Here is an 11,267-nt window from a genome sequence, read left to right as displayed (position 1 = left end):
ACGTTTTGCCCATGATGCTTGCACTACAGACTACGAAACCTCAGTTGCCTAAAACCGAGGCCATTGCGAATCGTATCGTCAGCGTTGCCGAGACCGATTCCACCAATGCGTTGGCCGCCCAGATGATTGCGGATGGTTCGCTGGCGTTGCCGTCTTCGGCTGCCGGGCCAGACGCCGAGCGACTGTCTGTTGCCGTGGTGGTGGCCGACCGCCAAGTGGCCGGGCGAGGACGCAATGGGCACACATGGATCAGTCAGCCGGGCCGCTGCTCGACGATTTCCTACGTCGTGCGCATCCCTCGTGCTGTTGCGCTGGACCCGTCCGTGAACGGTTGGCTGCAGATGATCGCCGGACTGACCACAATCGATGCGCTTAACGGCATGATTGAGGAATATGGTGCCTCAATGGTCGATTCGGCGCATTTCCTGGAGCTGAAGTGGCCGAACGATGTGTTCTGCCACGGTTTGAAGCTCGGCGGCCTCTTGTCTGAAGTGGTGATGCTTCCTGGTGCTGAGGGCGGTGCTGCCGATGGGGCTGACGATGATGTGGCATTGGTGTTCGGCGTCGGATTGAATCTGGCACTCGATCCCAGTCGATTGCCTACGTCGAAGTCCACGTCATTGCAGCTGCATGCCACTGGACTGCCGTCGTTCGATGCGATGCAGGATGCGGTGGCGGCACGCTCGGTCGAGGGGCTGGGGATTCGTTTGGCGAAGTTTGTGGCGGATCCGCAAGGTCAGGCTGAATTGCTGCGCGATGAGATGAAGACCATCTGCTGGGCCAGCGGCCGTGAGGTCGAGGCGCATTTCACCGATGGTTCCACGCTGACCGGTGAGGCTATCGGTCTCGATGACGATGCCTCTTTGGTGCTGCGCACTTCAGACGGTGTGGATCACATGGTGCACACTGCGGACGTCGGTGTGCTGTAATCCGTCCCCGTTGACCCGTCCTCGTTTCGTTTTCTGACCTTGGCCCCCTGTTCCTTCGTTCTCCGCTTCCGGTCCACTGGCTTTCGTCTGCAAACTACTGAAAGCCATCGAATACGAATATGATTCTGCCCCTCGCCGGTGTCCATAATTCGGGTAGAAATGCTGAACATCCGGATTTATGGACACTTACCTCATGTCAGTGTCCATAAATCCGGACGAGTGGCGTAATTCCCCATTTTTTGGACGTTTATTGAAGTTCAGTGTCCATAAATTGGGTGAGATGGGATGTTTACCCGAATTATGGACGCTCAGCGGCTGAGTTTGGTCAGTCCTGCGGCGGCCAGTGCGGCGACTACGGCCTTGACGGCGTCGCCGGCGACGAAGCCCATGGATGCCAGGGCCACGGCGGCGATCGGGGCACCGGTCAGTGCTGACTGGACGAGGAATCCGAACGCGTACACCACGGCGACGCCGCCGATGATGGCGGCAAACAGGTAGCGGCCGAAGGTCAGTGCAACGCGTGCGGCGGAAGAGGTATCAGCCTTGCCTCGCAGTAGTGCGATTGCCACCACACCCGGCAGGAAGCCGAAGATGAATCCGGCGCTCGGGCCGACCAATGCCATCGTGGAAGCACCTCCGGCGAATACCGGCAGTCCGATGGCACCAGCGGCGATATACAGCGCCAGTGCGGAGCCGGCTTGACGCCAAGTCAGCATCAGACCGGCGAGCATTACCACGAACGTCTGCAAGGTGATTGGCACCGGAGTGCCTGGAATCGGGATTTCGCCGGCAGCGGCGGACAGCCACAGCAGTACGGCGAACAACACCGGCTTCCAGGATGCGGCAAGCGCGCGGCGTGCCAATGAACCGGTGACGGTGGTGGATGCGGTGGTATGCGAAGTCTGCATGATATTCCCCTTAGTGTGCGCTGCGGTTGCGTTGAACGGCGTATGCCGCTCATGATTGCGCATTGATGATGGTGATTTCCCTGAATCGTCGTGCCGGCGGATTTCTACGGGTGAAACCGCCGGCACGATAGCGAGGAGCCTTCCCAACTGTGATTGCCATCGTACGGGTGTGCGATTTCGTGCGGTTTCGTATCAAGATACAAATTTCCGGAAATGTCTTTGTCGATAATTGACGAATAAATCATTAGTGTCAACTTGGTAATTATGCGATTGATGTACCGCAAAAACGTTGCGATTTCAAGGTTTTTCGGCATCTCAACTTACCGGTTACGTAAGCGGAACCTACGCGAACGTTTGTTTGGGCTCTACAAAACCGGGTGAAAGCTTTTGTTCGGATGCCGATTGCCGAAGACGGCGACCGCGAGGACAATCTGACGATATGACTCAAAGTGTCAAAAAAATACTGATCGCGAACCGAGGTGAAATCGCCCTTCGCGTGGTGCGCACCGCCAAGGAGATGGGGATCTCCACGGTTGCCGTGTATGCCGAACAGGACCGCAACAGCCGCTACGTGGACATGGCGGACGAAGCCTACCTGCTCTCGGGCGACACCTACAAGGACACGTACCTCAACGAGGATCTGCTCATCGACATCCTTCATCGCTCCGGAGCGAACGCCGTGCACCCGGGTTACGGCTTCCTCTCCGAGGTGCCGAGCTTCGCGCAGAAAGTCGAGGACGCAGGCGCGATTTGGGTGGGGCCGCATCACACCGCGTTGGTGGATCTTGGCGACAAGATCACCGCCCGTCGCGTGGCATTGCGCGCCAAAGTGCCGCCGGTGCCCGGCATCTCCGAGCCGGTGACCGATGTGCGCACGCTGCTCGACTTCGCGCACACCCACGGCTACCCGATCATGATGAAGCGCACGGATGGCGGCGGTGGCCACGGCATCACCGTGGTGCATGACGATGAGGAGCTGCGCCGCTTCTACACGAATCATGACGCACTGCAGGGCGGCGACCTCAACGAATACTTCATCGAAAAATTCGTGGACAAGGCCCGCCATGTGGAAACCCAATCCGGCCGCGATTCGCACGGCAACTTCACCGTGTACTCCACGCGTGACTGCTCGCTGCAGCGCCGCAACCAGAAACTCGTGGAGGAAGCGCCGGCGCCATTCCTGACCGAAGAGGTCGTCTCCACGCTGGAGGAGTACTCTCGCAGGTTGTTCACCACCGTGGATTATGTGGGCCTTGGCACCTGCGAATTCATGGTGACGCCGAATGGCAAGGTGTACTTCCTGGAGGTCAATCCTCGTCTGCAGGTGGAGCACACGGTATCCGAGGAAGTCAGCGGACTCGACTTGGTGCGCGAACAACTGGTGATTGCTTCGGGCGGCGAACTGACTCGCGCGCCCGAGCCGCGCGGGCACAGCTTTGAACTGCGCATCACCAGCGAGGACCCGGCAACCAACCTGACCCCGGGTTCCGGCACACTCGAAAAGATCCAATGGCCGGCAGGCCCGGGCGTGCGCATCGACACCGGCGTGGAGCAAGGTGACACCATCTCCCCGAAATTCGATTCGATGATGGGCAAGGTGATCGTCACCGCACAGAATCGCCTCGACGCCGTGGCCCGCGTGCGCCGCGTGCTCGATGAACTGGTGATCGAAGGCGTGCCGACGCCGATCTCGCTGTACAAGGAGATCTTCCGCAACGACGATTTCACTGCTGAACATGGCCACCCGTTCGCCGTGACCACCAAGTGGCTGGAACGCACGTATCTCAATCGTGAACCAAATTCCGCGCGTGCCGGCCAGCCCGCATCGCTGGGTGCCACGGTCGCCGGCACTCCGGGGGCGGCTGCCTCTGACGACACGGACAAGACCAAGTCCGAGACGTTCGTCATCGAAATGAACGACCGCCGCGTCAAGCTCACCGTGCCGCTCGACATCGTGGAGAATCTGACCGGTTCCGCTCGCGCCCGCAATGCCAAGCGCCCGACCCAGCCGCTGCGTGGTGCCGGACTGCACAACGTCGATTCCAGCGCAAACAAAGTCAACGGTGGCGCCAAATCCGGCATCATCGCCTCCCCGATGCAGGCCGTGGTGACGCGCATCAACGTTTCCGAAGGTCAGCAGGTGGCCAAGGGTGACCTCTTGGTGGTGCTCGAATCCATGAAGATGGAGAACTACGTGTACGCGCCAGCGGCCGGCGAAGTCAAGAAGATCTTCGTCAGCCCCGCCGATGGCGTGGAGGCCGGCGACACATTGGTCACGCTTGATGTGACCAGCAAGGTGAAGGAAGGCGGCAAGAATGACTGACATCATGGATTCGCCGGCCGTCAAAGCCGTGCAGGCCGCGGAAGCCTCCACAAGTGCCAGCGCCGCCCAGCCGTCCGCTCACCAGCCGTTGCGCGCCGCCGTGGTGCGTGCCGCCGAACTCGCCCGTGCAGCCGAAGATCGCGCCCGTGACAAGCAGCACGCCAAAGGCAAGAAAACCGCGCGCGAACGCCTCGACCTGCTCTTCGACACCGGCTCCTTCGAGGAGATCGGCCGATTCCAAGGCGGCAACATCGCCGGCGGTAACGCCGGAGCTGCGGTCATCACCGGTTTCGGTCTCGTTTATGGCCGCAAAGTCGCCGTCTATGCGCAGGACTTCTCCGTCAAAGGCGGCACCCTGGGCACTGCGGAAGGCGAGAAGATCTGCCGATTGATGGACATGGCCATCGACCTCAAAGTGCCGATCGTGGCCATTGTGGATTCCGGCGGCGCTCGCATCCAGGAAGGCGTCGCCGCGCTCACCCAGTACGGCCGCATCTTCCGCAAAACCTGCGAAGCCAGCGGATTCGTGCCGCAGCTGAGCCTGATTCTCGGCCCCTGCGCCGGTGGTGCCGTCTACTGCCCGGCTCTGACCGATCTCATCATCATGACCCGCGAGAACTCGAATATGTTCGTCACCGGCCCGGACGTGGTCAAAGCGGCCACCGGCGAGACCATTTCGATGGCCGACCTCGGCGGCGGCGAAGTGCATAACAAGGTCTCCGGCGTTGCCCACTATCTAGGCGAAGACGAGTCCGACGCCATCGACTACGCGCGCACAGTGCTCGCCTACCTGCCATCCAACTCGGAAAGCCAGCCGCCGACCTACGCGTATGCCGCCACCCGAGCCGAGCGCGACACCGCCAAGCGGCTCGCCGCCATCGTGCCCGCCAACGAACGCCAGCCCTACGACATGCTCGACGTGATCCGCTGCATCACCGACTACGGCGAATTCGTGCAAGTGCAAGAACTCTTCGGCGCTTCAGCACTCGTGGGATTCGCCTGCATCGAAGGCAAGCCGGTGGGCATCGTGGCAAACCAGCCGAATGTGCGAGCCGGCATCCTCGATGTGGATTCCTCCGAAAAAGTCGCACGATTCGTACGCCTGTGCGACGCCTTCAACCTGCCGGTGATCACGCTCGTGGATGTACCCGGATACAAGCCAGGCTCCGATCAGGAGCACGCGGGCATCATCCGCCGCGGCGCCAAAGTGATTTACGCCTACGCCAACGCACAAGTGCCGCTGGTCACCGTGGTGCTGCGCAAAGCATTCGGCGGCGCATACATCGTGATGGGATCCAAAGCCATCGGCGCCGACCTGAACTTCGCATGGCCAAGCTCCCAGATTGCCGTGCTTGGCGCGGCAGGCGCGGTGAACATCATCCACCGCCACGATCTGGCCAAAGCCAAGGCCGCTGGACTTGATGTGGAAGCGCTGAGAGCCAAATACATCAAGGATTACGAAACCAGCACGGTCAACGCCAACCTTTCGCTCGAAATTGGCCAGATCGACGCGATGATCGACCCCGAACAGACGCGTGAGGTCATCATCGAATCACTTGCCACACTGGCCACCAAACGGCGTGTGAAACATACCACCAAACACCACGGCAACCAACCGCTGTAAACGTCCAATCCAACCCATCAATCCAAGGAAACAGCAATGACCACCTTCTTCCTCAATCGCCTGGCCGCCGAGCCGCACGCGCTCGCCTTCGCCGGACAGTCCACCCCGTGGCCGGTCGCGCTCGCCGACCAGACCACCGATCCCAGCCTCGCCGATGCGCTGCACGCGCACGCCGAAGCCGCAGGCCGACTGCTCACCCCAGTCGCCGCCGATCTGCTGGCCACCACCGGTCGGCCGGTCGATCTGTTCGCCTTCGCACCGAATCCAGCTCGACTCGGTGCGGCTGCTGATGCCACCGCCTCCGTGGAAGGCATCGCGTTGACCCAGCTCGGCGCATTGCTCGACCTTGAGCACCTCGGCTACAGCCTGTCTGCCGCCAAGCCGGTCGCCGTACTCGGCCATTCCCAGGGTGTGCTTGCCGTGCACATGGCCCGTGCCATCGAAGAGGCCGGTTCCGTTGAGGCGGCAGCCGATGCGCTCAACGAAATCCTGGCCACTGCGGCCTTGATTGGCGCTGCCGGCACCCGCCGCGTGCGCGCGTTGGGCCTCGCACCCAAGTATGGTGAGGCCAGCCCGATGCTCTCCGTCAAGGGCGCCAATAAGGCACAGGTCGAGGCATTGATCGCACGCGTGGCCGAATCCGGCCGCGCCCGCGGGCCGATTTCCATCGCCGTCACCAACTCCGCCAACCATTATGTGCTGTCCGGATACCCGGAGGATCTGGCCGCGTTCGCCGTGGAAACCGAGCGCGAACACAAGCATCAAGCCAAGCTGCGCGAGCAGAAGCTGCATGGCGGCACTGTGTTCAACCCGACGCTGGAATACCTCGAAGTCACCCTGCCATTCCATTCGCCGCTGATGGCCGAAGCCGTGGAACAGACTGTGGCATGGGCGGCCGCCTGCGGATTCGATCAGAATCGCACCCGCGCGCTCGCCGAGGAAGTGCTCATCAATCACGTGGACTGGAACGCCCGCGTTAAGCATCTGCTGGAGACTGCGGAGGACCCGGCCAAGCTGTGGATTGTGGACTTGGGCCCGGGCAATACGCTCGGCAAGCTCATCGGCAATGTGGTGCAGGGCACTGGCGTTGGTGTGGTGGAAGCTACCACGCTGGCCGAGCGTGCCGCGCTTTCCACGCTGGAGAGCGAGCCGGAACGCACACAGAACTGGAAGGCGTTTGCTCCGCGTGTGATCAGCACGCCGGCCGGTGACAAGCTCGTCACCAAGTTCTCCCGCCTCACCGGCAAGCCGCCGGTATTGCTGCCGGGCATGACACCAACCACCGTGGATCCGGAGATCGTGGCCGCGGCGGCCAACGCCGGCTACTGGGCCGAGCTCGCCGGTGGCGGTCAGGTGACCGCCGAAGTGTTCGACCGCCATGTGGCCGCTCTCGAAGAGCAGCTAGAAGAAGGTCGCACGGTGGAATTCAACGCCATGTTCATGGACCGTTACCTGTGGAACCTGCAGTTCGGCTCCTCCCGCATCGTGCCGAAGAAGCGCGCATCCGGCGCTCCATTTGATGGTGTGGTGATCTCCGCCGGCATTCCTGAGCTGGATGAGGCCGTGACGCTGATTAAGCAGCTGCACGCCGACGGCCTGCCATACGTGAGCTTCAAGCCCGGTACTGTGGACCAGATTCGCCAGGTGGTTGCCATCGCCAAGGCTGTGGCGCCCGCCACCATCATGATTCAGGTGGAAGGCGGTGAAGCCGGTGGTCACCACAGCTGGGAGGCACTGGACGATCTGCTGGCCGCTACTTACGCCGACGTGCGCGCCTGCGAAAATCTGGTGCTTGTGGCCGGTGGCGGCATCGGCACTCCGGAACGTGCCGCCGACTACATTTCCGGCCAGTGGGCCCGCGCCTATGGTCTGCCGGATATGCCGGTGGATGGCGTGCTTGTGGGTACCGCCGTCATGACCGCCAAGGAGGCGCACACCAGCCCTGAAGTCAAGCAGCTGCTGGTCAAGACGCCTGGCATTACCGGCGCTGCGGCCGCTGGCGATGGCTCTGATGCCGCCGCTTCCGCTGATGTGTTCGCGCCGCAGGCTGCGCACTGGGTGCCGTCCGGCAAGTCCGTGGGCGGTGTCTCCTCTGGCCTGAGCCACCTGCATGCCGATATCTACGAGCTTGAAAACGCCTCCGCCGAATGCGGCCGACTGCTTGTGCGCGTGATGAAGCACCCGGAGGAACTGGATTCCCGTCGTGCCGAAATCATTGAGGCACTCGATAAGACCGCCAAGCCATACTTCGGCGATCTGGCCTCCATGACCTACCTCGAATGGGCGCAGCGTTTCGCCAAGCTCGCCTTCCCATGGGTCGATCCGACGTATGCCAATCGCTTCCAGCACTTGCTCGAGCGCATCGAAGCCCGCGTCAGCGATACGGATTCCGGTGAATTCGTCTCCAAGCTGTTCGCTGCAGCCGATGTTTCCGCCGAAGAGGCGGCCGCTGCAGGTCTGCTGACCCGCGCGGACGTGGCCGCCGACCCGACCGCCGCCATCGCCAAGCTCGCCGAAGTTTACCCGCGCGTCGCCGAGCTCAAAGTCGTCCCCGCGGATGTGGCCTGGTTCCCGGTGCTCGTGCGCGAGTACCCGAAGCCAATGCCGTTCGTACCGGTCATCGACCATGATCTGCTGCGCTGGTGGGGCCAGGATCAACTCTGGCAGTCCGAAGACGCGCGTTATTCCGCCGATTCCGTGCGCGCCATCCCCGGCCCGATCTCCGTGGCCGGCATCACCACCGTGGACGAGCCTGTGGCCTCGATTCTCGGCCGTTTCGAGCAGGCCGCGATTGAGCGTGCCAAGGACGCAGAGGCTTCGACTGAGTCTGAGTCCGCTGATTTTGCTGCGCTCGGCGAAGCGACGTCCGCCGAGGACTTCATCCGCAAGTCCCCGAACATCTCCTGGGTCGGCCACATCACCGACAATCCTGCCTACGGCACTGCCTTGGGCGACAAGAACTATGAGATTCGCGCATTTGATGCCGCAGCCGGCAAGTACGATCTCGACATCCATCTCGATACCTTCTGGGACAACGACCCGGACGGCGGCACCTCCAAGCACGCCGTGCGCGACATCGTCATCCCGCTGATCGTGGATGGCGCTGAACCGGGCCGTGTGCCGGTCGTGGACCGCGAGCGCCTGATCCCGGACGTCTACGCGATGCTCGCCGCCACCGCCGGCATCGGCAACACCGCCATCACCGGCGACAAGCTCACCGCGATGCCGGAGATCGTGCCGGCTGCCGATCGCGTGTTCGGCGAAGCACACACCACTTACACCTTGTCCGCCAACCTCGGCTTCGACCATGAGGCAGCCACCGGTGGTGCACTGCCGACTTCGCTGCAGCCGAGCCGCATCGCGCCTGACGCACTGGTCGGCCCAGCTTGGCCGGCGATCTACGCGGCACTCGGTTCCGTATCCGTCAACGGGTATCCGGTGATCGAAGGCCTGCTCAACGCCGTGCATCTCGACCATCTCATCGAACTTGAGGTTGATGAAGACGAGCTGCTGCGCCACGTCGGCGAAACCGTTGCGCTGACTTCCTGGGCTGAGGATTACTTCGAATCCGCATCCGGCCGCGTGGTCACCATTCATGTGACCCACACCGCCGCCGACGGCACCTTGCTCGCCCGTGAAACCGAGCGTTTCGCCATTCGTGGCCGCGTCTACTCCGACGCGCTGCCGGCCGATGCGCCGGAATTTGGTGACGCCCAGCACGATGAAATTGAGCCCACGCCGAGGCGCCTGCTGCGTCGCGTCAAGGTCACCGCCCCCGGCGACATGACCGCATTCGCCCGCACTTCCGGCGATTTCAACCCGATCCACACCTCCACCCGTGGCGCTCGCATCTCCGGCCTGAAGGCTCCGCTCGTGCACGGCATGTGGTTGTCCGCCGCCGCCCAGCATGCGGTGCAGGCCACTGACGAGAAGGGTGCGCACTACGAGATCGCCGGCTGGACCTACAACATGTACGGCATGGTCCAGCTGAACGATCAGGTGGAAATCTCCGTGGAACGCGTCGGCAAGGTAAGCCATGGCGGCATGACCCTTGAAGTCACCTGCCGTATCGATGGCCAGTTGGTTTCCCGTGGCACCGCACTGGTGCGCGCACCTCGCGCCGCCTTCGTCTACCCCGGCCAGGGCATTCAGAAGCAGGGCATGGTCCTCGACGAGCGCGCCAAGTCCGCCGCCGCACGCGATGTGTGGGAGCGTGCCGATAAGCTCACCCGCTCCAAGCTCGGCTTTTCGATCATCGGCCTGGTACGCGATAACCCGAAGGAACTGACCGCCAACGGCGTCACCTACCGTCACCCTGAAGGGCTGCTCAACCTGACCCAGTTCACCCAGGTGGCGCTCGCCACCGTGGCATTCGCACAGACCGCACGTCTGCGCGAAGCCGGTGCCGACATCTGGCCCGCCTACTTCGCCGGCCACTCGCTTGGCGAATACAATGCACTCTCCGCATTCGCCGGTGTGATTCCGCTGGAAACCGTGCTCGAACTCGTGTTCCACCGTGGCTCCACGATGCATCACCTGATCGATCGCGATGCACAGGGCCGCTCCAACTACCGCATGGGAGCCCTGCGCCCGAACCAGTTCGGTGTGGACGATGCCCATGTGAAGGAATACGTGGAATCCGTGGCCAAGAAGAGCGGCGAATTCCTGCAGATCGTGAACTACAACCTCGCCGGCCAGCAGTACGCCATCGCCGGCACGATCGCCGGACTCAAGGCGCTGAAGGCCGATGCCGCCCGTCGCGTGGCCGAATACGGCGGCAAGCCGGCGTTCATGCTGGTGCCGGGCATCGACGTGCCGTTCCACTCCACGCTGCTTCGTAAGGGTGTGCCGGAGTTCCGTGACAAGCTCGACGCATTGCTGCCGCAATACATCGACTACCGTGGCCGTCTGGTTGGCCGCTACATTCCGAACCTGGTGGCCGTGCCGTTCGAAATGACCAAGGAATTCGCGGCGAAGATTCTCGAAGTCGTGCCGTCCGAGCGCATCAAGGCTGCCCTCGATGACCCGGCTGTATGGGATTCCTATGCCGCCGACGATCAGAAGCTCGGCCGACTGCTCCTGACCGAACTGCTCTCCTGGCAGTTCGCCTCCCCGGTGCGTTGGATTGAAACCCAGGCCCTGCTGTTCGGCAAGAAGGAACAAGGCGGACTCGGCGTTGAGGAATACGTGGAAGTCGGCCTCGGCAATGCGCCGACGCTGGCCAACCTCGGTGCCAAGACGCTGCGCTTGCCTGAATTCGCCGGCACCGACACCGTGGTCTACAACGTGGGTCGCGACGAAGGCCGCGTCTATATGACGGATTCGGACTCGCTGGTGCCCGATGATGATGAGGCCGAGACCGCGGCTCCGGCTCCGGTCGAGACCGCCCCTGCCGGTGGATCCGCCGTCGCCAAGCTTGGCTCCGGCGTCGCCTCCGCTCAGGCTCCTACTGTTGAGGAAAATGCTGCCGCTGCGACTCCTGC

4 protein-coding genes and 1 pseudogene are annotated in these 11,267 nt (G+C 62.5%); 4 read left to right on the top strand and 1 reads right to left on the bottom strand.

Annotated elements, in window-relative coordinates:
• Positions 1–11 precede the first annotated feature (11 nt).
• The gene (locus CSQ86_RS08330) at positions 12–929 is read left to right on the top strand and encodes a biotin--[acetyl-CoA-carboxylase] ligase (protein ID WP_100494647.1); all 918 of its coding nucleotides are present in this window, start codon (positions 12–14) and stop codon (positions 927–929) included.
• 308 nt (positions 930–1,237) lie between these two features.
• On the opposite strand, the gene CSQ86_RS08325 is transcribed toward CSQ86_RS08330, so the two are convergent.
• Positions 1,238–1,837 carry a biotin transporter BioY gene (locus tag CSQ86_RS08325; RefSeq protein ID WP_100494646.1) on the bottom strand — a complete coding sequence of 200 codons (600 nt, stop codon included), beginning with the start codon at positions 1,835–1,837 and terminating at the stop codon, positions 1,238–1,240.
• A 439-nt stretch (positions 1,838–2,276) separates the two neighbouring features.
• On the opposite strand from CSQ86_RS08325, the gene CSQ86_RS08320 reads away from it, so the two are divergent.
• From CSQ86_RS08320 to CSQ86_RS10140, 3 genes and pseudogenes are all read left to right on the top strand, one after another.
• On the top strand, positions 2,277–4,160 hold the full coding sequence (locus CSQ86_RS08320) for an ATP-binding protein (protein ID WP_100494645.1): 1,884 nt from the start codon (positions 2,277–2,279) through the stop codon (positions 4,158–4,160).
• The gene (locus tag CSQ86_RS08315; RefSeq protein ID WP_100494644.1) at positions 4,153–5,784 is read left to right on the top strand and encodes an acyl-CoA carboxylase subunit beta; all 1,632 of its coding nucleotides are present in this window, start codon (positions 4,153–4,155) and stop codon (positions 5,782–5,784) included. The genes CSQ86_RS08320 and CSQ86_RS08315 overlap by 8 nt, the downstream gene beginning before the upstream one ends.
• Positions 5,785–5,820: 36 nt before the next feature.
• A pseudogene (locus CSQ86_RS10140) lies at positions 5,821–11,229 on the top strand (fatty acid synthase subunit beta domain-containing protein); the annotation flags it as partial.
• Positions 11,230–11,267: the final 38 nt, after the last annotated feature.

The sequence above is a fragment of the Bifidobacterium felsineum genome (assembly GCF_002802915.1).
In the GTDB taxonomy this organism is placed as follows: Bacteria; Actinomycetota; Actinomycetes; order Actinomycetales; family Bifidobacteriaceae; genus Bifidobacterium; species Bifidobacterium felsineum.
The sequence above is the reverse complement of the archived record's forward strand: the minus strand, read 5'-3'. Positions and strand labels throughout refer to the sequence as shown.